The following is a 23,375-nucleotide window of genomic DNA, read 5'->3' as shown; positions in this document are numbered from 1 at the left end:
TCAGCCCCGCCGCCCATGACACGGCGGAGCAACACCAAAAACTGTGCTTGCCTCCACCAAAGAGGCCAGCACAGAAACGAAAAAGAACCCTCTTTAACAGGCTGGTCTAGCTGGAATTTCGCAGGGCGTCGTCGTTCAAGATCACATCAATCGCTTCCTTAAAAACTGCAACCCCCACCGGAATCGCTGCATCGGGAAAATCATAATCCGGATTGTGGAGCTGCGGTTGATCTTCTCCTGAGCCCAACCAGAACATCGCCGATTTGGCCTGTTTTCCGAATTGACCAAAATCCTCTGACCAGCGCTGCGGCTGCTCCTGGATCTCTGCTGGAGAACCGGCATTGGCCGCAGCCTCCGCAAGGATGGCGCTGGCCTCCGGGTGATTGGTGCAGGCCTCAAAGATGTCGTCAAACTCGATTTGGACGCCAAGGCCCTCTGCATCTGCGCACTGCTGCACCAGATCAGTTGCCTCAGCAATCAGCTGCTCCATCCGCCTGTCGGTTACACAGCGAAGCGTGGTCCAGATTTCAGCCTCCCCTGGTGCAATACCAAAGGTCGCCTCCCCCAGATTTGCATGGGTCAGCGTCACCAGCGCAAAATCCGGCCCCAGATTTTCCCCGCCCCCCAAAGCGGGCAGTTCAGTCAACAAGTGAGACAAGGCAGTAGCCGGAGAAACCCCATCCTGAGGCGCGGCCGCGTGAGAGGTCTTACCGGTCAGCTTGATCCGCATTCCCCGTGAAGCACAGTTCGCAACCCCATTGCAGAGCGCAATTTTCCCAACTTCTAGACCAGGCAAATTGTGCAAGGAGAACGCGAAATCCGGAGCAATCTCAGCAAAACGCGGATCAGCGATAACCGCAGCGGCGCCCTTGCCGGTTTCTTCAGCCGGCTGGAACAAAAGCACGACACGCCCTTGCCTTGGCCGCTGTTGCGCCAGCTCTTTAGCCAGAGCCGCCACCATAACCATGTGACCATCATGACCACAAAGATGCCCACGCCCTTGGTGGGTTGAGCGATAGGCGTGATCGGAAACCTCTTCGATTGGCAGCCCGTCCAGCTCACACCGGATCAGCACGGTTTGCCCCTCGGCTTGGCCATTGTAAATCGCCGCAACACCATGACCCCCCAAACCAGTCAGCAACTGGTCTGGACTATTTTGCCTCAGATAACTCTGAATTTGGCGCGCGGTTTTCTCTTCATCGCCAGAGACTTCTGGGATCTTGTGCAACTCATGCCGAAGCGTGATCAGCTCCGCCAGTTGCTCAGGTGTCATGCAAGACCCAGCTTTGCTTTCCGGGCTTCGCGCAGGCGCGCAAAATCATTGCCCGCATGGTAGGAAGAGCGCGTCAGAGGGGTCGCCGACACCATATGGAAGCCCTTGCCATAGGCGGCCTTCTCATAGGATTTGAACTCTTCCGGAGTGACAAAGCGATCTACCGCGTGATGCTTGGGCGTTGGTTGCAGGTACTGGCCAATGGTGAGGAAATCGATATCCGCAGCGCGCATGTCGTCCATGACCTGACGCACCGCCTGCTCGTCTTCACCCAGGCCAACCATGATGCCCGATTTGGTAAACATCGACGGGTCCAGCTCTTTAACATGCTGCAAGAGACGCAGGGAATGGAAGTAGCGCGCGCCGGGGCGCACCTCTGGATAGAGGCCCGGAACAGTTTCCAGATTGTGGTTGAAGACATCGGGACGCGCTTCAACCACCTCTTCAACAACAGAGAGGTCACATTTGATGAAATCCGGTGTCAGAATTTCGATTGTGGTCTCCGGGCTGCGATGACGCACGGCGCGAATGGTCTGGGCAAAATGTTCCGCCCCACCATCCGCCAGATCATCGCGATCCACCGAGGTAATCACCACATGTTTCAGACCGAGTTTTTGCACCGCGTGTGCCACTCGACCCGGCTCAAAAGCATCCAGACTGTCAGGCTTACCGGTTGCAATATTGCAGAAGGTGCAGCCCCGCGTACAGATCTCCCCCATGATCATCATGGTGGCGTGGCCTTGGCTCCAACATTCACCAACATTTGGGCAACCGGCCTCTTCGCAGACCGTCGCAAGATTGTTGTCTCGCATGATCTTATGCGTTTCAGCGTAGCCTGCTCCTCCGGGCGCGCGCACTCGGATCCAGCTGGGTTTCTTTGGCTGGGCATTATCTGGGCGATGTGCCTTTTCAGGATGCCGTTGCTCGGGAATCTTTAGATCACGCATATTTGGTCCGCTCTTGGCCGCAGTTGGTTCTGATGTAACATGTTCATTCCCGGACGTCACCGTGACAAAAGAAAAGCAGCCATGCAAATGGCGCATAGCGGCGCCATCCCGTCGATTTTGGCCAACCGCCCCGTGCTTACAGTGACGAACTCAGACCCGTTAAACTCAGACCCGTTATATGCCGCAAGGATGAAATTTTAACTGCTGCATTCATGCGGATCCTCTAGGTTAGAAAAACAGGGAATTTGGTATGCGTCCTAAATTTTATCCATACTTATTAGTATCTTAGATTGAAATTAAACATGCGTCCCACCGAGCATTTAGAATCGTTGCACCCGATTTAGAACTATTATAAATGGCAGAAAACAGGTTCTCATCATTCATGGAGACAAAGATGAAAGCTGGCGTCAAACTGCCCGAAGTGACCTTCAAAACCCGCGTCCGCGACGAGTCGATCGAAGGGTCCAACCCTTTCCGCTGGGAAGACAAAACCACTGCTGACTACTTTGCAGACAAGCGCGTTGTGCTTTTCTCTCTGCCAGGCGCTTTCACCCCCACATGCTCCACCTACCAGCTGCCAGGCTTTGAAAATGGCTTTGCGGATTTCGCGGCTGAGGGCATCGATGAGATCTACTGCATGTCCGTAAATGACAGCTTTGTCATGAACAAATGGGCCGAAGCGCAAAACCTGGAAAACGTCAAAGTTATTCCTGATGGTTCCGGTGAGTTCACCCGCAAAATGGGTATGCTGGTTGCCAAGGATAACCTGGGCTTTGGTGCGCGCTCCTGGCGCTATGCCGCCATCGTCAACAACGGTGTTGTTGAAGCATGGTTCGAAGAGCCCGGCCTTTCTGACAACCACGGCGAAGACCCCTATGGTGTATCCTCGCCTGAAACCGTGCTGAAGCATCTGAAAGAAGCCAAGGCCGAAGTCGCAGCCTAAGCTTTCTTTTCAGAAGTGAATTACGAAACGGGCTCGCTTTTTGCGGGCCCGTATTCTTTTCGGGCGTTGTGCAAGATGTCAGCACCCGTCTCCCTCACGACCTCCCCCAGTTCTTGGAACCAGCCTTCGCCGCTGGTGCTTCGCCGCCGCAGCAATCCGATTCTGCGAAAGGGTTCATTGCCTGCGAAACGTGCCACACTCAGCCCCTGCACGGCGCTGCATTCTGCCTGAAGCGCGAGTTCTGGCATGAGCGTCAAACCAAAGCCAGCAGCCACCAGCCGCGAGAGCGTAGCAAGAGAGCCTGCACCCATGTTTATGCCACTCGATCCGCGCTGCATGCCGCAAACCTCCAAGGCCTGGTCAGTAAGACAATGCCCATCTTCGAGCAGCATGAGGGACTCCGCGCGCAGGCTGGAGGGCGCAAGCTCTGGCACAAGCGACTGCATCTGACGCAGCCGATTGGAAGACCCTGCCAAAAGGAACCTGTCCTGAAACAGCTCCTCCTCGACAAATCCGGGTGCCCCGCTGGGGAGTGCCATGATCGCAGCGTCCAATGTCCCCTCTTGAAGATCCTCCAACAGGCGCCCTGTCCGCGCCTCTCGTATATCGATCCTCAGCTCCAGATCTCCAGCACGTAGCTGCGCCAGAAGCCCTGGCAGCAAATAGGGTGCGATTGTCGGAATGACCCCAAGCGAGAGGCTGCGCCGCCCGCTACCCTGGTCCTGTGCCAGGCGCTCCAAATCGCGCGAGGCACGCAGGATCGCCTCCCCTTTGGACAGCACCTGGCGGCCAAGGGGCGTTACAACCACATCCCGCGCACGCCTTTCAACCAGGCAGCCGCCCATCTGATCCTCCAGAGATTTGATCTGCACCGAAAGCGCGGGCTGGGACACATGACAGGCCTCGGCAGCGCGGCCAAAGTTCCGCTGCTCGCACAGGGCGACGAAATACTGAAGTTGTCTGAGTGTGAATCGCATAACCCCAACCTATGCCTAGCGAAGAAAACCACAAGCATTCCCTATGAAATCTGGTCGCCATTGCTGAAACCCATCACTTTTTAGCCAATCATCTGGTTGCTCTCGCACCCTCCATTCTGCGCATCCGCCTTCTCATAGTGCTTTTGCAACTGCATCAGAGCGATGCGCAAAACAACTTTGCCAGAACGCGCGGACCAACCCAAGTGGCGCTCGGCTGTCTCCAGACCTTCGAGATGGCAACAGCACCGCAGAGCGATGTCATTCAAACCCGGCCCAAGTGTTTGCAGTGCAGATACCGCCCGTTTCTTTGCCGCTTCCGTGGCCGGGTTGGGGCGAATGGAGTTATTGATGCCGCAATCCGGAGCCTCGGAAAAATAGGCCTGCTCCTGATTAAGGTGATCGCCGATTTGGGCAAGTTCATAGTCTTCGCGCAGCCGCTTGCCAGCCTTGACCAGCACGTCCTGTAGATAGGGAGAACCTGTCTTATCTGTGAGCCGCGCCAGCATATCGAGCGGGGTTTCACCCATGCCATACCTGCATCGGCGCTCCCTTTGCCGATTGCGCTGCACCCGTTCAAAGGGCGTCTGACCTTCAGCAAACCCCTGCTCAATATTGCTGCGCGCACGGTTTTCCCGCTCTGCCATCAAACGATTGAGAACAGTGCGCCCGAGGGGGGTAATGTGATAGCGGCTCAATCGATCTGATCGAGTACAGGTCACCCAATCCAAAAGCGCAAGGATGGCCGCTAGGCTCTTGTCGACCGAAAACGAGTGCTGGGCAGCGCCTCCTTCTCGAACCACAACGGCCTTTTCCATGCTCTCGGCAACCGCCAGGACCGCGCCGCTGCGACAAAGCTGAGACAGCACTGCCAATGCAGCATTTTCGAGATGTACCTTTGCTTGATAGGGAACGCTCTTCGCTGGTTTTTCCTGACCCTGACAAACCGGCGCAAGTTCCTGCAAGGCGCGATCGATCAATGCATCATCACGTCGCGCTTCCAGCCGCCGCACCTGGCGCAGGATCGTTGAGGGATGGCATCCCGCTTCTCGCGCGAGTTGGCGAATAGAAGTTCCGGCCTCTGTGTGTTGAAGATAGCGATGGACTTCTTCCGGAGCCCATTCGGGGAATGTTGGGGGGAGTAGTCTTTGCATAGCAGCAGTTCTCCGATCACCGCGTAGGCAAAACGCTCCACAATCTGCCCCCATGGTTCCCCACAGACCCAGAGCTTTTACCTATCTGATTTTGAACAGAACTTTGACTTGTCCATCATTGTTTCCAAATTCTTATCAATCAACCGGCAATAGGGCGTGCGCCAATCTCCCCCTTCCGGCAACACCCGCCAAAGTTGTGCTATAAACTTTCCCCATTCCAGAACGGAAAGGACCAAAAGATGCTGGATGCAAAAACGCGCCTGATGCAATTGAACCGTCCTAAACTGCTGGTACGCACCGCGAGACTTGGGGTTGCGAACTATAATCGCAGCCGCGATCTAAAGCGGATTCTTGGCGGCAATCAGCTTTGTGGCCCCAGGCAGGCTTTGACCCGTCTGCTGGATCTTGAAGCAGAATTTGACCACCGACGCCGCACTAGGGATGCGGGTTACATCCTCACCCGGCACATCGAGGTATTGATTGCATTGGTTGCTGAAACGATGTTTTGCGCCGAACAGCCTGTGCAAGCGGGGCAAAACGCCCCCCCCAAAGGAGAAAGGGCAGAAGCCCAGTCGGCCCCTGCCCCGTAATCTCGCCTTATGCGCGAGCATCCCCAGCAAGGAGATGCCCGTCAAATTTACATGAAAGAATCCGGCATAGAGGCTTTTTTCTCAGCGACATAGCTATGAAGCGCTTCATTGATGGCAGGATCCAAAGCGGGTTGTTGGTAATTCGCCAACAGATATTCAACCCGATTGGTGGCCAGCGCATAAGTATCGCGGCTGCCTTCTTCTTCCCATTGTTCAAACGGCTTGTAGTCCAGAAGTTCAGACTTCCAGAAGGCCGATTTGAAATTGGCCTGAGTGTGGTCACAGCCAAGGTAATGCCCACCGGGACCCACTTCGCGGATCGCTTCCATGGCTTGAGCATTTTCGTCAATAGCCACGCCTTTGGCCAGCCCATGCAGAACTCCCAGCTGATCCGCATCCATCACGAATTTCTCAAAGTCGGCGACCAGACCGCCTTCCAGCCAGCCGCAAGAATGCAGCATGAAGTTCACGCCGGACAGAAGGCCCATATTCAGGGAATTCGCGGTTTCATAAGCGGCCTGTGCGTCAGGCAGTTTGGAGCCGCAGAAAGAGCCAGCAGAACGGAACGGCAAGTTCAGACGACGGGCGAGCTGACCCGCGCCATAGGTGATATGCGAGGCTTCGGGCGTACCAAAGGTCGGAGCACCCGAGCCCATGTCGATGGAGGTTACCATAGCGCCAAAGATCACCGGCGCGCCCGGACGCACCAGCTGGCTATAGGCGACACCGGCCAGAACCTCAGCCAGAACCTGGGTCAAAGTACCCGCCACCGAAACAGGCGCCATGGCACCGCCCACGATAAAGGGCGAGATGATGCAAGCCTGCATGTTTTGGGCATAGACCTCCAGCGAGCCCATCATCACATCGTCGAAGGTCATCGGCGAGTTGATGTTGGTCAGGGAGGTCATGACTGTGTTGTTCTGGACAAAATCCTTACCGAAAAGCAGCCCGGCCATCTCGACCGAATCCAGCGCGCGGCTGGGCTCGGTCACAGAGCCCATGAAAGGTTTGTCGCTCAAGGTCATATGCGCCAAGAGCATGTCCAGGTGCCGCTTGTTCACCGGAATGTCAGTTGGTTCGCAAACGGTGCCGCCCGAGTGGTGCAACCACTTGGACATATAGGCGAGCTTCACGAATTTGTTGAAGTCATCCATGGTCGCATAACGACGGCCACCGGCGGCATCTCGAACAAAGGGAGGGCCGTAGACCGGTGCGAGAACCATGTTCTTACCACCGATAACAACCGATTTTGCCGGATTGCGGGCATGCTGGGTAAACTCGGACGGCGCTGTCGAGCAAAGCTTGCGTGCCAGGCCACGGGGAATGCGCACGCGCTCACCGGTGACATCGGCCCCGGCCTCACGCCAGCGCTCCAGCGCCGCAGGGTTATCGACAAAGTTCACACCGACTTCTTCGAGAATGGTATCAGCGTTGTATTCGATGATCTCAAGCGCTTCGTCATTCAGAACCTCAAAGTTCGGAATATTGCGCTCGATGTACTTTGCTGTCTCGATATTGATGCCAGAACGTTCGGCGCGGCGGGCGGCTCCCCCGCCACCCCGGCTGCGACGACGCGGTGCTGCTTCGGCCATGGTGTGTCCTCGTAAAGGAATTAGGTTGGTAAGATTTCTACCGTGCGGCCAAGACAGGGCAGCGAAGGATAACGGCCCTTCTGGTTAAAAAGCGACATTTTGCAGGCAATTTCTTTCAATCCATCATCGAAACACAAAAGCTGCTCGAAAATCACCGACCCAGCCAAGTCCTCTCATATCTCCTTAGGATTTTTTTGCCAGATTACCCCAGAGCGCAGCCGCGCAGCGGGCATTCTTGCGCTGGAGATCTGGGAATCATCTTTGCAACGGCGAAAGGGTTGTGTGGAGCAATTGGCACAGGCTAGGGAATATCAAGAACAGGAAGCTGATGCCTTAAGTGCTGCAGAGATAGGCGCCGTTGCCCACCTATACCGTGGTGAGGTCTATCGCAGCACCCTATGGCGCACGCGGCTCGATACCACCACAAACTGGGCGGTTGTCACCCTTGGCGTTGCCCTTTCGATCACCTTTGCCTCTCCTGAAGCCTCTCCACTGCCCCTGGTCCTGGTCGGGATCCTGATCCTCTTTTTCCTCGCGATGGAGGCACGACGCTACCGTTATTTCAATGTTTTTCGCGCCAGAACGCGTTGGCTGGAAACGCATTTCTATGCACCAATGCTGAGCGGCGAACCGCGCCCCCCCGAATGTGACTGGCGGAGGGAACTCTCCAAAGACTACAGGCGGCCTGAGTATCATGTCGGCTATGGCCGGGCGATTGCCCGCAGAATTCGGCGCAACTATTTGTGGATCCTGCTTATTCAATCCATCGCCTTTGCGGGTAAAGTGATCATTCATCCAGGCCCAGCGGAATCACTGTCACAGGTCTTGCAACGTGCCGCTGTTGGACCGTTGCCAGGCGGGTTGATCGTTGGGCTGGGAATGATTTATGTCGCCAGCTTCCTCACATTGGCAGTTTGGAGCCAATATGCCGATCGCCAACGCGCGATCCGGCGCGGCGGCAAAGCCTCGGCTTCAATGGGCTAATTGATCCTCCCCTGTGGAAATCGCGACTGGCAGTGACCTCCGAACGCTCTTGCCTCTTGCCTAATGCGACGCTGCACCCTATGAGCCAGACATGAGCCAGACATCCCATGACCGCCTTTTGATCATCGACTTTGGCAGCCAGGTAACGCAGCTGATTGCGCGCCGCCTGCGTGAGCTGAACGTCTATTGCGAAATCCACCCCTATCAGAATGTCACAATGGACTTTGTGCGCGAAATGGCGCCCAAGGCAGTGATCTTCTCTGGTGGGCCTGACAGCGTGACCCGCGAAGGATCTCCACGCGCACCGCAGGAGATTTTTGACTACGGCGTGCCGATCCTGGGCATCTGCTATGGTCAGCAGGTGATGATGGAGCAGCTTGGCGGCAAGGTCGAAGGCGGCAAAATCTCTGGCGGTGGTGGCACGGCGGAGTTTGGCCGTGCCTATGTGGCACCCTCGGTTGCCAACCTGGACTTCCTCGATGGCTGGTTCGCCGATGACAGCGACCGCGAACAGGTCTGGATGTCCCATGGTGATCACGTCAGCAAACTGGCGCCCGGCTTTGAGGTCTATGGCACCTCGCCCAATGCGCCCTATGCCATCACCGCCGACGTCAGCCGCAATTTCTACGCGGTGCAATTCCACCCGGAAGTGCATCACACCCCCAATGGCGCCAAGCTCTATGAGAACTTTGTGCGTCTGGCGGGTTTCAGCGGCGACTGGACCATGGGCGCCTACCGCGAGCAGATGATCGAGAAGATCCGCGAGCAGGTCGGCGACAAACAGGTGATTTGCGGATTGTCCGGTGGCGTCGATTCCTCGGTAGCGGCAATCCTGATCCACGAGGCGATCGGTGATCAGCTGACCTGTGTATTCGTGGACCACGGCCTGTTGCGTAAGAATGAGGCCGAAGAAGTGGTCGCAATGTTCCGCGACAACTACAATATCAAGCTAATCCACGCGGATGAGAGCGATCTTTTCCTGGGCGAGCTGGACGGTCAAAGCGACCCGGAAACCAAGCGCAAGATCATCGGCAAGCTGTTCATTGATGTATTCCAGAAACATGCGGATACCATCGAAGGGGCTGAGTTCCTGGCACAGGGCACTCTGTACCCTGATGTAATTGAATCGGTTAGCTTTTCAGGTGGCCCCTCGGTCACCATCAAATCGCACCACAATGTGGGCGGCTTGCCTGAAAAGATGGGCCTAAAACTGGTAGAGCCGCTGCGCGAGCTGTTCAAGGATGAGGTCCGCGCCCTGGGGCGTGAGCTGGGCCTGCCGCAGAGCTTTATCGGTCGCCACCCCTTCCCTGGTCCAGGTCTTGCGATCCGCTGCCCTGGTGAGATCACCCGCGAAAAGCTGGAAATCCTGCGCGAAGCGGATGCGATCTATATCGACCAGATCCGCAAGCATGGCCTGTATGACGAGATCTGGCAGGCCTTTGTGGCCATTCTGCCAGTGCGTACTGTCGGTGTGATGGGTGACGGGCGCACCTATGACTATGCCTGCGCCCTGCGCGCAGTGACTTCGGTCGATGGCATGACCGCGGATTATTATCCCTTCAGCCATGAGTTCCTGGGCGAGACCGCCACACGGATCATCAATGAGGTCCAGGGCATCAACCGCTGCACCTATGACATCACCTCCAAGCCTCCGGGCACGATTGAGTGGGAATAAGGGCGCCACAGGCAACAAGCGTCACGCGCTTTGAATGCCTGCTCTAGTTTACAATCAAAATCGCCGCCTCCCAAAGGAGCGCGGCGTTTTTTCTTTTGGTCCTCGCTTTTTCCCGCCGCAGTTGCTAGCCCTGCGGCAGGACACCGAAATTCGAAACTTCCCCAAAACAGGGATCGCAAAAAGCATGAGCGATTTGACCCGTGCCGCCTTCTGGATGATTGGAGCGATTGCCTCGTTCTCGACCATGGCGGTGATGGGCCGCGAAGCCTCTGTCAGCCACGACACATTTGAGATCATGCTGTACCGCAGCATTGTCGGATTTGGCATTGTGTGCTTTGTCCTGAAACTCACGGGCCGTATGCATCAGATCAGCACAGATCTTTTTGGTCAGCATGTTATTCGCAATATCGCCCATTTCACCGGGCAGAACCTGTGGTTTTATGCGATAACCGTCATCCCTTTGGCGCAGGTAGTTGCTTTGGAGTTCACCACACCTTTGTGGGTGATTGTGCTGGCTCCGCTTATTATCCAAGAGCCCCTGACACGGGCCCGCGCCACATCCGCGCTTTTGGGTTTTATTGGCGTATTGATCGTTGCCCGCCCCAGCCCCGACAGTATCAACACCGGGATCGTCATGGCCGCCGGCGCCGCGATTTTCTTTGCGCTGACACTGACCTTTACCAAGCGCCTAACCCGGAGCCAGACAATCGCAAACATTCTGTTCTGGCTGACCGGCATGCAGATCGTTCTGGGATTGGTGGCTGCTGGCTATGACGGCGACATTACCCTGCCAACAGCGCAGACTTTCCCCTATCTAGTCTTGGTTGGCATTTGCGGTCTAACTGCACATTTCTGCCTGACCACCGCGCTATCCTTGGCACCTGCAAGCGTCGTGATTCCAATGGATTTCGCCCGCCTTCCCGCTGTGGCTCTGCTGGGCATGGCGCTCTATGGCGAAATGCTGGATATCTGGGTTCTGGTTGGCGCGGTGATTATTTTTGGCGCCAACTATTACAATGTTCTCGCCGAGAACCGCGCAAAACATGCCTAGGTCTCCATTGCCGCCGCACCACAGCGAAATCCACAAACCGCAGGTGGCAGGCAAAAGCCACGATTGACGCCCCCTGTCTGCCTCATTAGCAAAGGGTCAAATGATCGAGGAGGCTGGCCGGACCATGCTGTATTCTTCCGCACAGGAGTGGCGTGATGCGCCACAAAAACGCGTCTTGTTCTTTGGTATGTCTGGCCTTGGGAAAACCTATGTCAGCAATATCCTGCGGGGTGCAGGCAGTTGGTTCCACTATTCAATCGACTACCGCATCGGCACCCGTTACATGGGCGAATATATCGCTGATAATGCCAAGGCTGAAGCGATGAAAAACCCATTTCTAAGGGATCTCTTGCTGTCGGATTCGATCTATATCGGCTCAAATATCTCTTTTGAAAACCTAACCCCCGTCGCCTCCTATTTGGGGAAACCTGGTGATCCCGCAAAAGGCGGTTTGCCCATAGAAGAATACCGCAGACGGCAGGAGCAGTTCCGCTTGGCGGAAATACATGCTTTGCTTGACACGGAATACTTCATTGACCGCGCAGACCGGCTTTATGGTTATTCCAATTTCATCTGCGATACAGGCGGATCGATCTGCGAATGGGTCGACGCAAATGACCCCAATGATCCGGTTCTAAGCGAGCTGTCCAAGCACTGCCTTATGGTCTGGATCAAGGGCGATGACGCCCATACAGAGGAGCTGGTGCGCCGCTTTGATCGCGCGCCCAAGCCGATGTCCTATCAGCCAGAGTTCCTGGGCCGGGTTTGGGAAGAATATCTCAAGGAAATGTCGATATCAGAGGGCGATGCAGACCCAGATGCCTTCATTCGTTGGACCTATGCCCAGGCCTTGGCCCATCGCCAGCCGCGTTATGAGTCTATGGCGCGGAATTGGGGTGTCACGGTGACAGCTGATCAGATCTCTGCCGTTCAGAGTGAAGCGGATTTCAATGAATTGATCGCGCGCACTCTTGAGGCAGGCGGCTAACTCGCCTATCTAACACTTTCCGCTATATCGTACAAAATTCCAACCATCAGGACACTGACATGCCTATCAAGATCCCCTCTGACCTACCCGCCTATGACGTTCTGACGAACGAAGGCGTGATGGTTATGTCGCCGGATCAGGCGGCACGTCAGGATATACGACCCATCCGCATTGGTTTGCTCAACCTGATGCCCAAGAAAATCCAGACCGAGAATCAGTTTGCACGCCTCATTGGCGCCACGCCCTTGCAGATTGAACTGTCGCTGATCCGGATGAGCGAGCATCGCACCAAGAATACCGCAGCCGCTCATATGGCTGAGTTCTATCGCCCCTTTCAGGAGGTGAAAGAGGAGAAGTTCGACGGGCTGATCATCACTGGTGCGCCGATTGAGCATCTCGATTTCGACGAGGTAACCTATTGGGACGAAATCTGCGAAGTCTTTGAATGGACACAGACAAATGTGCATTCCACCTTTGGCGTCTGCTGGGGTGGCATGGCCATGATCAATCACTTCCATGGGGTCAAGAAACACATGCTGGATCACAAAGCCTTTGGCTGTTTCCGGCACCAGAACCTTCAGCCCGCCTCCCCCTATTTGCGCGGCTTTTCTGATGAGTTTGTGATCCCGGTCAGCCGTTGGACGGAGATGAAGCAGGATGAAATCAGTGAAGCCCCCGGGTTGCAAACCCTTCTAGGCAGTGATGAGGTCGGCCCCTGTCTGGTCGAAGATCAGGCGCATCGCGCGCTCTATATCTTCAACCATTTTGAATATGACAGCGACACACTGAAACAGGAATATGACCGCGATGTGGGCAATGGAACACCAATCAACGTGCCCGGAAACTACTACCCGGATGACGATCCAAGCTGCGCGCCACAGAACCGCTGGCGTAGCCATGCGCATCTCCTTTATGGCAATTGGATAAACCAGATCTATCAGTCGACTCCGTTCAACATGGATGACATCGGCACATAGAACCGGCTTACCTTGTGTCCGGAAAAAAACGCCGCAGGAGGGCTCCAAACCGGTGCTTTACCCACCATGCGGCGTGATCTGCCCCGGCCCTTGCCCCCTCTTGGTGCTGGGACAGATTGACAGCCTCTTGTAAAAGCGATTCACTTACCCCTGCATTTTCCCCTATAAATGCCTGAGGATAGAGGAAATTTGACCATGACGCTGCCCTTTGACGGAGCCATCAGCCAGTTCTTTGACACTGAAGCGCCTAAGGATATCGCCCAAGCGATCAAATCTGCAGACAAGGATGACATCCTTGCCCCCGGTTTTCCCTATAAAAAGCGCCTGAAACGCAAGACTTATGAGGAGGAAATCGCTGCCCTGCAGATCGAACTGGTCAAACTACAGGCCTGGGTAAAAGAGACGGGAAATCGCGTCGCGGTTCTTTTCGAGGGACGGGATGCAGCTGGAAAAGGTGGTACTATCAAGCGGTTCCGGGAGAACCTTAACCCACGAGGTGCCCGTGTCGTGGCGCTTTCCAAGCCGTCAGAAACGGAGCGCGGTCAATGGTATTTCCAGCGCTATGTCAATCATTTGCCCTCAACCGGGGAAATCGCCTTCTTTGACCGAAGCTGGTACAATCGCGGCGTGGTCGAACATGTTTTTGGCTTTTGCAGCCGTGAAGAGCGCCATCGGTTCTTCAACCAGGTTGGGGGTTTTGAACGGGCTCTGGTTGAGGACGGGATTTATTTGTTCAAATTCTGGCTCAACGTGGGGCGTGCAGAACAACTGCGCCGTTTCCTCTCCAGAGAGTCGGACCCGCTGAAGCAGTGGAAACTCAGCTCGATCGACATCAAGGGGCTCTCGCTTTGGGAGGAGTACTCACAGGCGATCCAGGAGACCCTTGAACGAAGTCACAATATGGCCGCGCCCTGGCAGGTGGTGCGCTCGGATGACAAACGGCGGGCGCGCCTCGAAGCAATCCGTCACGTGTTGCACGCATTGCCCTATGCCAACAAGGATATCTCTACCATCGGACCCGCTGACCCAAACATTTGTTCCGGACCGGATCTCTGGAATGCCTAAACGCGGCTATCATCACGGCAACCTACGCCAGGCCCTCGTCGAAGCAGCTCTGCGCCTGGTGGAGGCCAAGGGACCGACAGGTTTTACGCTTTCGGAGGCGGCGAAACAAGCAGGCGTAACCCCGGCAGCGGTCTATCGCCATTTTGAAGGGCGAGAAGAGCTCATCGCCGAAGCTGCTCGTCAGGGTTTCTTGATGTTTGCCGACCTGATGCAGCATGCCTATGACAAATACCAACCCTCAGCCCTTGCCGCCTTTGAGGCAACCGGACGTGCTTATCTTGCTTTTGCGCGCAAATATCCCGGCCACTACATCGCCATGTTTGAAAGCGGCATATCGGTAAACCGGACGCCTGAATTGGCCAATGCCGCCCATAGGGCCCGCACGATTCTGGAAAAAGCGGCAGAGGACCTCAGCCAGCATATTCCAGAAGAAAAGCGCCCGCCCGCCTCGATGTTTTCGGCTCATATCCTTGCGATGAGTCACGGCGTGGTCGAGCTTTATGCGCGAAACACACCCGGTGCGACTTCACCCTTTCCGCCAGAGGATCTCTTGGAAACTGGTATCGGCATTTATCTGCGCGGTTTGGGGTTGATTGACCCAGACACCTAACGGGCTAGAAAAGCAAAGACCCCGGCAAATTTACCGAGGCCCTTTGTGTTACCGCAGCGTCATCAGCCGTCTAGGCTGCATCATCCTGGAAAGTGACAAAATCCGCTACGATGGATTTCAGCCCAGCAATAAGCTCTAGATTTGGGGCCATAGACAGGAGTGGCGCCATTTCCTTGATCAGCTCTTCAGGTAGGTTCCACCAGGCCAGTTCCTCCAGCGCAGAGATCAACTCGTCGTCAAACCGCTTCTGCAAGAAGGTCGCAGGATTGCCGCCCCAGATTTCATAGGCACCAACATCATTGAACACGGTCGAATTGGCGGCAATCACCGCACCATTCCCAATCGTGACCCCGGACATGATGGTCACACCGTCCCCAATCCGAACATCATTCCCGATAGAGACATCCCATTCACAATCCTTTTGGATCGGCAGGTCTTCACCGCCCAGTTCTTCCTGAAACACTTTACCAAAAGGAAATCCCGCAATGCGATCAAATGGGCTTTGGGGGTCCAGGATGACCTGAATATTCTCGGAGAAATAACAAAAGGACCCAAGCTGGACATTAGCACCCTGCCCCCAGTTGCGAAAATTTACGGTTTCATACCCATGGGTAAAGCGCCCAATTTCGATTTTCCCGTCGCCCAGCGGGGCTTCTTTGAAACTTGACGCGGTTGCCATTCGGTTCTCCTGAATCCTAAACCAGTATCACTCTTTCTCTGATATCTATGCGAAACATCTGAAGAAACTTTGAATCAACTGGCTCGTGAGAGAGGAAAATTAACAATGGAAAAGGGCCCGCCAATGGCGAGCCCCAAGAAAATCCAGAAGGATTTGAAAGCGAAAATTAGCGCTTGGAGAACTGGAACGAACGACGCGCTTTGCGGCGACCGAACTTCTTACGTTCAACAACACGGCTGTCGCGTGTCAGGAAGCCAGCTGCCTTCAGAGCACCGCGCAGGGCGGGATCATAAAGCTGCAGGGCTTTGGAGATACCGTGCTTGACCGCACCGGCCTGACCGGACAGACCACCGCCTTTGACGGTTGCGTAAACGTCAAACTGGTCTTCAACGCCGGCAACCTGGAACGGCTGACGCAGGATCATCTGCAGAACGGGACGAGCGAAATATTTGCTCATCTCTTTGCCGTTCACTTCAACCTTGCCAGAGCCAGGCTTGATCCAAACACGGGCGACAGCGTCTTTACGCTTGCCGGTGGCATAGGAGCGGCCCAGCTCGTCACGGACGGGCTCACGCGCGATGATTTCTTCAGCGACTGCTTCCACACCGGTTGCAGCTGCCAGCTCTTCGAGAGTGTTGATCTGATCAGACATCGATATCAGCTCCGGGTGTTTTTCTTGTTCATGGACTTAACGTCCAGAACTTCAGGAGACTGGGCTTCGTGCCCGTGCTCGGTGCCAGCATAGATGCGCAGGTTGGTCATCTGCTGACGCGACAGGCGGTTGCCTGGCAGCATGCGCTTGACGGCCTGATAGACAACACGCTCGGGGTGCTTGCCTTCCAGGATTTCCTGCTTAGTGCGGGACTTGATGCCGCCGGGGTGGCCAGTGTGCCAGTAGAAGTGCTCTTCGCGCTTCTTGCCGGTCATCTGGACTTTGTCCGCGTTGATCACGATGACATTGTCACCCATGTCCATATGCGGAGTGAAGGAAGCTTTATGCTTGCCACGCAGGCGCATAGCAATGATCGAGGCAAGACGGCCCAGTACAACGCCCTCGGCGTCGATGAGGATCCACTTCTTCTCGATATCTGCCGGGGTAGCAGAGAAGGTTTTCATGGCAGGTCAATCCTGTTTGACGTGAAGATAGCGACGGGAGTCACCATCAGAATTCGATGTTGGGTATTTACGGGGGGCTGTGATGCAGGTCAACAGGGTTTGAAAAGAATAAATACAGTGAATTCAATATCTTAAAAATTGGGTATTATTTTACCCCACAAAATTGCTCAGAGCTGTCATTCGGAGGCCTAGTGTCCTGCACCTAGAGGGACGCAAACTCTATTCACCTGCACTTCACGTCAAAAGCATCACAGGGAAAAAGGTAAGCCTTTTCGAACTGCGCCAATAAAACACCACAAAATGCCGTTGAACACCACATCATTTACCAAAGCAAATTTCAGAACTAGCTAAGCACCCAGAAATTGAAACTGGACCACTTAATGAAACCTCAAACACTCATTGCGCTCACTTCCTCTGTTCTCCTCGCAGGCTGCATGCAAGGTGCAGAACCCAAAGGGCCACCGATTGAGCCGACCCTCAAGAATCCAGCCATCAGCCAGAACCGGATTGTCGGCTATACAGAGCCCGTGATGCGCACATTTGTTAGCGTAGTCGACGAAGAAAAGCAGGTTGCTGCCGCGCAAGCGGGTACGCCCTACCCGGCCAAGAGCAAGGAAGTTACTGGTCTTGCCTGTCGACTTGATTCAGCGGAGCTAAAAGCTAGCTTTGTGACACCCGCGGTCGTACGTCTCCCCAAATTCAAAGGGAAGCCGACCAAGATCCACCTGAATTGCGCAAGCGAAAATCTCGAAGGTGATGTCAAAATGCAAGCAACTCTTGATGGTGTCATTGTTAGCGGCGCTTCGATCGCAGGATTGGTAGCCGCAGCTGTTACAGCTGGGATAGCGGCCTCCAAAGACCAGTGGAGCTATGGTGCCTCGGACATAGCCTTTAGAATTCCAGTGGAACAAAAGTAACGAACTCGATGGACAACTGCGCGCGCTCAGGCAGCGCGTGCATCAAACGCTTATCTGCTCGGGCGGATTGTCTAATAACGTGCGCAGCCTCAGCATGGCCTCTTCAAACTGCTTTAGGCTGATATGGGCATTGATGGCGATCCGCACCGCATTGGGCGCGCGCCCATCGCGCAGCGCAAACTCATCCGCTGAACGAATTTGCACACGATTGGCTTCCGCTGCACGCGTAAAGGCGGCGGAGCGCCATCCGGCGGGCAGTCGCAACCAAAGGAAGGGCACCTGATCATTCCAGACCAAATCAAAACCGCCGAGTGCATTGACCGCAACCCGGACATATTTTGCCATTTCCCGGCGCACCTCTTGGGCCAGACCCTTGGTTCGTGGATCGCTTAGGAAAACACGGGTCAATTCCGCCAGCGGCTGGGCCAAACCAAAGTAGCTATACTCCGCGACCCGACGCAGATCCTGCGCGCGCCCGGAAGGCGCAAGAGCAAAACCAACCCGCAGGGCGGGTGTCAGGCTTTTGGAGATGGAGCAGACATGCCAGGCCAGTTCCGGTGCTAAAGCCCGATAACTTGGTGCCTGGGCCTCTCCCATCCTATAGCAATCATCTTCCAGAATTTGCACATCGTGACGGCGGACCACCTCCAGAATCTCTTTGCGACGCGCCAAAGGGGTGAACAGTCCAGTGGGATTGTGCACTTCGGGACTGGTACAAAGGACAGTGGCACCGGTCTTGCGGATCGCCAGTTCCAGAGATTGGGGTACAATCCCCTTCTCATCCATCGCCACGCCCACTACCCTAGCGCGAAGCAACTCTGCAGCCCGACGAAAACCGGCATAGCTGAGATCCTCCACCAGCATCACGGGTTGCGGCCCCTTCAACAGGGCCTGAAGCACCGTCAAAATGCCATTTTGGCCGCCGTGGGTCAGGATCACCTCATCCTCTCGCAGCGCCCCCAAAGGTTGGTCCGAAAGCCAATCCACAACAGCTTGCCGCACCGGACGATAGGCATCACGCGTTGGGTAGTTCAAAAAGGCGTAAGGGTCTGACTTTGCGACCACTTGCATGGCAGAGCGGAGGGCAGAGACCTGACCCACATCGGCCATTCTGGGGCTGAAAAGACTGGCATGTCCTGGATCTTTGGCCTCTAGCCGGTGCAATTCGCGCGACCAGACATCATCCTGCAATTGCCTCTGCTTCTCGGCTACAAATGTGCCGCGCCCCACTTCTGCCTGCAGAACGCCTTCATCTGTCAAAACACTATAGGCCCGAGCGACTGTTCCCGGCGTAATCTGCAACTGATACGCGAGTTCACGGACCGGCGGCAGTTTTGTTCCCACCGTTAAAGTACCCTCTGAAATAGCAGTACGGATCGTATCCGCGACCCTTTGATACTTTGGTCCAGCATTATTTGCTAGGCTCGGCGCCCAAATTGTACCCATTACAATCCTTCTTTCGACATTGTGTCAGAGACATTGTATCAAATGCTTGTAACAGAGATTTAGGATTGTATCAACACAATAAGGAATGCAACCATGACCACACCTATCGCATCCAGCAACTCGCAAATTTCTTACCTGAACAGCCGCCCCGCTCTGCCGGTGCTGGCGCAGGCAGCGGTCGCTTTTGCAGTGCTGGTCACTAAATGGTCCGGCCGCCAACGCACACGCCAGCACCTGCGCCATCTTAGCGCAGAGCAATTAAAAGACATTGGGCTTACCCGTGAGGAAGCCCATTATGAAGGAACTCTTCCGTTCTGGCGTCCATGATCCCCTGGACAAAAGAACAACCTGACGGCCGGGGTTCGCCCCGGCCCTTTTTTTCTGGCTACCCCCCTTTTCAACCGCCTTGGCTTTGGCGACTATTTTCCGCTTACCAAAAATTTTCCTTGATCGAATCCCGGTCCAGTCCTAGATGCAGCTCACTTTCGGTACCGATCCCAACCCTGAACTCTTATTCGGGGGGGCGCTAAGGGCCGGCTGGATTGCAATCTACTGGAACGAAGGGGAGTGTCATGAAAGACGCCAACCTCTTCCAACTGGGGATCGGTCTGGAGACAGGCGCCCATGAGGAAGATACCGCGCGCGGTGTAACTGCTGCGAATATCGATGCTGTTGTTGAATCTGACCGCGAAGACCATTTCATCCGCAAGGATGGCAAGGTTTTTGCCGGCACGCATCTGATCATCGAAGTGATGAAAGGCACCGGCCTGGACTGCGAAGCGCGCATTCAGAAAGCCTTTCGTGATTGTGTCGAGGTCTGCGGCGCCACCCTGCTGCACATTCACACGCATAAATTCTCCCCGCAGGGCGTCTCCGGCGTGGCGGTTCTGGCGGAAAGCCACATCTCTGTGCACACTTGGCCGGAAATCGGCTATGGCGCCTTTGACGTCTTCATGTGCGGCGATGCGGAACCTTGGAAAGCCGTCGACGTCCTCAAAGAGGCCTTCAACACCGATCTGGTCGAAGTGCGCGAGCTTTTGCGCGGTGAAGAGCTGATCGCCAAAGAGGTGGCAGCATGAGCGGCACAGAGAAGCAGGAATGGATCACCGAAAGCCTGCATGAGCACTACGCCCAACGTCTGCGCGTGGAGGAGATGCTTTATGACAGCAAGACCGAGCATCAGCGCCTGAAGGTGTTTGAGAACGGCCAGTTCGGCCGCATCCTGACGCTGGATGACGTGGTTCAAACCACTGAGGGTGACAATTTCATCTATCATGAGATGCTGACCCATGTGCCGATCCTGGCCCATGGCAATGCAAAACGGGTGCTGATCATCGGCGGCGGCGACGGCGGCATGGCCCGCGAGACCCTTCGCCACACCTCGGTTGAGCATGTGACCATGGTGGAGATCGACGCCGGTGTGGTGGATTTCTCAAAAGAATACCTGCCGATGCTGAGCAACGGCGCCTTTGACGATCCGCGCCTCAATCTGGTGATCAACGACGGTGCCCTCTTCATGAAAGAGAACACCGAAAAATTCGACGTGATCATCGTTGATTCGACCGACCCGATCGGCCCCGGCGAAGTGCTGTTCACCGATACTTTCTACGGCCATGCGGCCCGCTCGCTGACTGAGGACGGCATCATCGTCACCCAAAACGGCGTGCCCTTCATGCAGGGCGACGAGCTCACCGGCACCCTGCGCGCGTTCCAGGCGCTCTTTGCCGATGCCTCGTGCTATCTGGCGTCGGTGCCAACCTATGCAGGCGGCCCGATGGCCTTTGGCTGGGGCAGCCATTCGGACAAGTCGCGCAACGTGACCCTCGCCGATGTTGAAGCACGCTTTGCCGCCGCAGGGATCGAGACCGGATACTACAATCCGGACATTCACAAAGCCGCCTTTGCACTGCCGAACTATGTGCGCAAACTCTTCCCCTGAGGATGAGGACAGAGGTTTGACAAAAAGAGGGGGCAATTTGCTCCCTCTTTTCTTTTCGCCGGGAACCAGAAGACGGGCGCGGATGGTTCAGCATCGGCTACTACGGCGAGCAAGTCTTTCAGAGCTTTGCAGACGCAAAAACCGAAGCCCAAAAACAGGTTCGCTGGCTGGAAGAGGTAGAAACCCAAGCCTAAGGTCGGCACATGGGGGTACGATCTGGACGCACGACTTTTACGCAGGTTTTAGACACCGAATGCATCATTCCGGACTGAGAAGCTGACGCCCCGGAAACATGGACAAGCTCTCCGCCAAATCCTAGGCATATGTGGCAATCTTTCAGAGCCAGATATGACCACCGCATTTTCGCCGAATTTCCCCAGTCCGATCCGCGCCCATCGCCTGGCCGATGTGGCGGTTCATCTGCTTGGGCTAACCCTGATCCTGGTGGCGGGAGCCATCCTATTGAACAAGGTGGGCAGCAATGCTTCCACCTTATTGACGGCAGCAGTAGCTCTTTATGTGCTCTGTGCACTGGCCTCTAACCTGGCGTCCTGCCTTTACCATTTTTCACCCTGGCATCCGCATCGCACCCTGTTACGCAGGCTGGATCATGCGGCGATTTACCCTAGTATTACAGGCACTTTCACGCCGTTTTTCATCATTGCAGGAACCCCTTGGACGCTCACACTGCTTTGCCTCTGCTGGGCCCTAACCCTGCTCGCGATTTGGCATAAGCTCACCCATAGCTCGGTAAAAACGCGCTGGTCCACCGCTTCTTACCTAGGGCTTGGCGCTCTTGGATTGGGAGCTTTGCCAGATCTGACAAATGTGCCCCTTGCCACGCTTTGGTGCATCCTTGGCGGATCAGCCTGCTATGTGATTGGCACCACATTCTATGCCCGCAAATCGCTGCCTTTCCGCTATGCCATCTGGCACATTTGGGTGAACCTCGGGGGGCTTTTGATGTTTGCAGGCGTTTGGATCGCCATTCCCTCTTCTGGCTCCTGAGTGCAGGCGCGCGCCAAAAAGCCAACAATGCCCTCTTGAGCAAGGTCCACTAGCTCTGCTAGGCGACTGGCAGGCAAACCAGGAACAGGCATGATGACCAACCTCCCGATTACTGTTGTTGACCGCGAAACCGGAAAGACCTTCGAAGAGGTGGTTCTGGGGGAGAAATGGATCCGCTGGGCCTATCAGAACGCCAGCGCAAAGCCTGTCGAAAAACTCCTGTTTCGCTCCTCTTTCATCAGCTGCCTGATGGGGGCCTGGTTTGATTCCGGCCTGTCAAAGGGGAAGATCCGCACAGTGGTAGAGGAACTCTCCATCGATATGGATGAAGCCCTTGATCCGATTGGATCCTTCAACAGTTTCAATAACTTCTTCATTCGTCGGCTAAAACCCGAAGCGCGCCCCTTCAGCACCGACCCGGCGGAGGTGGTCTCCCCTGCGGATGGCCGCGTGCTGGTGTTCCCAGTGCTGAATGAGGATGTCTTTGTTCCGGTTAAGGGGCATCCGATGTCAGTCCGCAGCATGCTGCCTGGGATCGCGGAGCGTTTTGTCGGTGGCGCCCTTGCCATTGTCCGGCTCTGCCCAGCGGATTATCACCGTTACCATTTTCCGGCCGCGGGCCGGATCAGCCAGGCGCAGGATCTTGCGGGCGACCTCCATTCGGTCAATCCGATTGCACTGGGCGCTGGACCCGATGTCTTTGGTGAGAACAAGCGCAGCTGGACATTGATCGAAAACGAGCGGCTCGGCAGCTATTGCTTTGTCGAAGTGGGCGCCTTTGGCGTTGGTAGTATCGTCAATACCCGCACCTCTGGCGAGGTGCAGAAAATGGACGAAAAGGGCTATTTCAAATTTGGTGGCTCCACCGTTGTGGTGGTGTTCGAACCTGGGAAAATTGCCTTTAGCGATGACCTGATCCGCAATAGTGCCATGGGGCGCGAAACCCTGGTAAAGGTGGGGCAACCCCTGGCCACTTCTCTTTAACTATACGCGCTAACCTTTTGGAGGGATTGAATAGGTCATGGTGGATCGTGCCACCAGCCTGTCCGACCCTTCAGAGAACATATGTACATCGCCAACCGCCAGACTACGCCCTAGCTTTAGCAGGGTGCCCTTGGCGATGATGTCTCTGCCTGCCTCTGGTTTGCGCATGAAATCAAGCGAACAATTGGTTGTGACTGCCAGCGCCTCCTGCCCCAGGCGCGACAACACCAGCGCATAAACCGTACAATCAGCCAAGGAGAACATCGATGGACCAGAAACCGTCCCGCCGGGACGCAGGTGCCGTTCTGCCACTTTCAGACGCATGGTGATGCCCGCCTCGCTCAGCTCATCGATGGCGAAGTCCTCTGCCACCTGCGGGAAAATCTCATCCATATAGGCCTGCAAGCCTTTTGCATCAAACGCCAACCCCATGCTTTCCCTTCCTCTCGTTGCCCACTAGTGT

25 protein-coding genes are annotated in these 23,375 nt (G+C 55.5%); 15 read left to right on the top strand and 10 right to left on the bottom strand.

Features of this window, described 5'->3' with window-relative positions:
* Positions 1-106 precede the first annotated feature (106 nt).
* Positions 107-1,273, bottom strand: a complete 1,167-nt coding sequence (locus tag RSK20926_RS04090; RefSeq protein ID WP_008204595.1) for an amidohydrolase — start codon at positions 1,271-1,273, stop codon at positions 107-109.
* The gene (gene lipA, locus RSK20926_RS04085; protein WP_008204594.1) at positions 1,270-2,316 is read right to left on the bottom strand and encodes a lipoyl synthase; all 1,047 of its coding nucleotides are present in this window, start codon (positions 2,314-2,316) and stop codon (positions 1,270-1,272) included. Before lipA ends, RSK20926_RS04090 begins: the two co-directional genes overlap by 4 nt.
* 298 nt (positions 2,317-2,614) lie before the next feature.
* On the opposite strand from lipA, the gene RSK20926_RS04080 reads away from it, so the two are divergent.
* Positions 2,615-3,163 (top strand): peroxiredoxin, encoded by a 549-nt coding sequence (locus RSK20926_RS04080; RefSeq protein WP_037253717.1) that lies wholly within the window; start codon positions 2,615-2,617, stop codon positions 3,161-3,163.
* Positions 3,164-3,183: 20 nt separating this feature from the next.
* On the opposite strand, the gene RSK20926_RS04075 is transcribed toward RSK20926_RS04080, so the two are convergent.
* Together RSK20926_RS04075 and RSK20926_RS04070 are read right to left on the bottom strand one after the other, a co-directional pair.
* Positions 3,184-4,140: a hydrogen peroxide-inducible genes activator gene (locus RSK20926_RS04075; RefSeq protein WP_037253716.1), complete on the bottom strand. Its 957-nt coding sequence runs from the start codon at positions 4,138-4,140 to the stop codon at positions 3,184-3,186.
* An 80-nt stretch (positions 4,141-4,220) separates the two neighbouring features.
* Positions 4,221-5,291 carry a DUF6456 domain-containing protein gene (locus RSK20926_RS04070; protein WP_008204588.1) on the bottom strand — a complete coding sequence of 357 codons (1,071 nt, stop codon included), beginning with the start codon at positions 5,289-5,291 and terminating at the stop codon, positions 4,221-4,223.
* A 239-nt stretch (positions 5,292-5,530) separates the two neighbouring features.
* Between RSK20926_RS04070 and RSK20926_RS04065 the strand changes: the two genes are divergently transcribed.
* Entirely contained in the window at positions 5,531-5,881 is a 351-nt protein-coding gene (locus RSK20926_RS04065) for a DUF6477 family protein (protein WP_008204587.1), read from the top strand.
* 47 nt (positions 5,882-5,928) lie between these two features.
* Here the strand turns inward: RSK20926_RS04065 and RSK20926_RS04060 are convergent, their stop codons facing one another.
* Positions 5,929-7,473 (bottom strand): trimethylamine methyltransferase family protein, encoded by a 1,545-nt coding sequence (locus RSK20926_RS04060; RefSeq protein ID WP_008204585.1) that lies wholly within the window; start codon positions 7,471-7,473, stop codon positions 5,929-5,931.
* Between the two features lie 291 nt (positions 7,474-7,764).
* On the opposite strand from RSK20926_RS04060, the gene RSK20926_RS04055 reads away from it, so the two are divergent.
* The 7 genes from RSK20926_RS04055 to RSK20926_RS04025 all read left to right on the top strand — a co-directional run bounded on the left by RSK20926_RS04055 (position 7,765) and on the right by RSK20926_RS04025 (position 14,823).
* A complete protein-coding gene (locus RSK20926_RS04055) occupies positions 7,765-8,457 on the top strand; it encodes a DUF2270 domain-containing protein (protein WP_037253892.1) in 693 nt (230 codons plus the stop codon).
* Between the two features lie 91 nt (positions 8,458-8,548).
* Complete coding sequence (gene guaA / locus RSK20926_RS04050) at positions 8,549-10,132, top strand: glutamine-hydrolyzing GMP synthase (protein ID WP_008204582.1); 1,584 nt, start codon at positions 8,549-8,551, stop codon at positions 10,130-10,132.
* Between the two features lie 184 nt (positions 10,133-10,316).
* A complete protein-coding gene (locus tag RSK20926_RS04045) occupies positions 10,317-11,183 on the top strand; it encodes a DMT family transporter (protein ID WP_037253889.1) in 867 nt (288 codons plus the stop codon).
* A gap of 124 nt (positions 11,184-11,307) precedes the next feature.
* On the top strand, positions 11,308-12,171 hold the full coding sequence (locus tag RSK20926_RS04040) for a hypothetical protein (protein ID WP_037253885.1): 864 nt from the start codon (positions 11,308-11,310) through the stop codon (positions 12,169-12,171).
* 59 nt (positions 12,172-12,230) lie between these two features.
* The gene (metA, locus tag RSK20926_RS04035) at positions 12,231-13,148 is read left to right on the top strand and encodes a homoserine O-acetyltransferase MetA (RefSeq protein ID WP_008204579.1); all 918 of its coding nucleotides are present in this window, start codon (positions 12,231-12,233) and stop codon (positions 13,146-13,148) included.
* A gap of 195 nt (positions 13,149-13,343) precedes the next feature.
* Positions 13,344-14,213: a polyphosphate kinase 2 gene (gene ppk2, locus RSK20926_RS04030; protein ID WP_008204578.1), complete on the top strand. Its 870-nt coding sequence runs from the start codon at positions 13,344-13,346 to the stop codon at positions 14,211-14,213.
* Entirely contained in the window at positions 14,206-14,823 is a 618-nt protein-coding gene (locus RSK20926_RS04025) for a TetR/AcrR family transcriptional regulator (protein ID WP_008204577.1), read from the top strand. The genes ppk2 and RSK20926_RS04025 overlap by 8 nt, the downstream gene beginning before the upstream one ends.
* A gap of 70 nt (positions 14,824-14,893) precedes the next feature.
* Here RSK20926_RS04025 and RSK20926_RS04020 read toward each other — a convergent pair whose 3' ends face one another.
* From RSK20926_RS04020 to rplM, 3 genes are all read right to left on the bottom strand, one after another.
* The gene (locus tag RSK20926_RS04020; RefSeq protein ID WP_008204576.1) at positions 14,894-15,502 is read right to left on the bottom strand and encodes a CatB-related O-acetyltransferase; all 609 of its coding nucleotides are present in this window, start codon (positions 15,500-15,502) and stop codon (positions 14,894-14,896) included.
* A 166-nt stretch (positions 15,503-15,668) separates the two neighbouring features.
* A complete protein-coding gene (rpsI, locus tag RSK20926_RS04015; protein WP_008204575.1) occupies positions 15,669-16,154 on the bottom strand; it encodes a 30S ribosomal protein S9 in 486 nt (161 codons plus the stop codon).
* 5 nt (positions 16,155-16,159) lie between these two features.
* Entirely contained in the window at positions 16,160-16,618 is a 459-nt protein-coding gene (gene rplM / locus RSK20926_RS04010; RefSeq protein WP_008204574.1) for a 50S ribosomal protein L13, read from the bottom strand.
* Positions 16,619-16,998: 380 nt separating this feature from the next.
* Here rplM and RSK20926_RS04005 point away from each other — a divergent pair, with 380 nt between their 5' ends.
* Complete coding sequence (locus RSK20926_RS04005) at positions 16,999-17,535, top strand: hypothetical protein (RefSeq protein ID WP_008204572.1); 537 nt, start codon at positions 16,999-17,001, stop codon at positions 17,533-17,535.
* A 42-nt stretch (positions 17,536-17,577) separates the two neighbouring features.
* Here the strand turns inward: RSK20926_RS04005 and RSK20926_RS04000 are convergent, their stop codons facing one another.
* Positions 17,578-18,981: an aminotransferase-like domain-containing protein gene (locus RSK20926_RS04000; RefSeq protein ID WP_037253715.1), complete on the bottom strand. Its 1,404-nt coding sequence runs from the start codon at positions 18,979-18,981 to the stop codon at positions 17,578-17,580.
* A gap of 93 nt (positions 18,982-19,074) precedes the next feature.
* On the opposite strand from RSK20926_RS04000, the gene RSK20926_RS03995 reads away from it, so the two are divergent.
* The 5 genes from RSK20926_RS03995 (at position 19,075) to asd (ending at position 22,912) form a co-directional block, all read left to right on the top strand.
* Positions 19,075-19,308: a DUF1127 domain-containing protein gene (locus RSK20926_RS03995; RefSeq protein WP_008204570.1), complete on the top strand. Its 234-nt coding sequence runs from the start codon at positions 19,075-19,077 to the stop codon at positions 19,306-19,308.
* 245 nt (positions 19,309-19,553) lie between these two features.
* Positions 19,554-20,060: an adenosylmethionine decarboxylase gene (speD, locus tag RSK20926_RS03990; RefSeq protein ID WP_008204569.1), complete on the top strand. Its 507-nt coding sequence runs from the start codon at positions 19,554-19,556 to the stop codon at positions 20,058-20,060.
* The gene (gene speE / locus RSK20926_RS03985) at positions 20,057-20,920 is read left to right on the top strand and encodes a polyamine aminopropyltransferase (RefSeq protein ID WP_008204568.1); all 864 of its coding nucleotides are present in this window, start codon (positions 20,057-20,059) and stop codon (positions 20,918-20,920) included. Before speD ends, speE begins: the two co-directional genes overlap by 4 nt.
* A gap of 348 nt (positions 20,921-21,268) precedes the next feature.
* The gene (gene trhA, locus RSK20926_RS03980; RefSeq protein ID WP_008204567.1) at positions 21,269-21,928 is read left to right on the top strand and encodes a PAQR family membrane homeostasis protein TrhA; all 660 of its coding nucleotides are present in this window, start codon (positions 21,269-21,271) and stop codon (positions 21,926-21,928) included.
* 93 nt (positions 21,929-22,021) lie between these two features.
* The gene (asd, locus tag RSK20926_RS03975) at positions 22,022-22,912 is read left to right on the top strand and encodes an archaetidylserine decarboxylase (RefSeq protein ID WP_083805735.1); all 891 of its coding nucleotides are present in this window, start codon (positions 22,022-22,024) and stop codon (positions 22,910-22,912) included.
* A gap of 9 nt (positions 22,913-22,921) precedes the next feature.
* Here asd and RSK20926_RS03970 read toward each other — a convergent pair whose 3' ends face one another.
* Positions 22,922-23,344, bottom strand: coding sequence for a PaaI family thioesterase (locus tag RSK20926_RS03970; protein ID WP_008204565.1), 423 nt, complete (start codon positions 23,342-23,344; stop codon positions 22,922-22,924).
* Positions 23,345-23,375: the final 31 nt, after the last annotated feature.

The sequence above is a fragment of the Roseobacter sp. SK209-2-6 genome (assembly GCF_000169455.1).
Taxonomy (GTDB): Bacteria; Pseudomonadota; Alphaproteobacteria; order Rhodobacterales; family Rhodobacteraceae; genus Pseudophaeobacter.
This window is presented reverse-complemented; position numbering and strand designations above follow the sequence as displayed.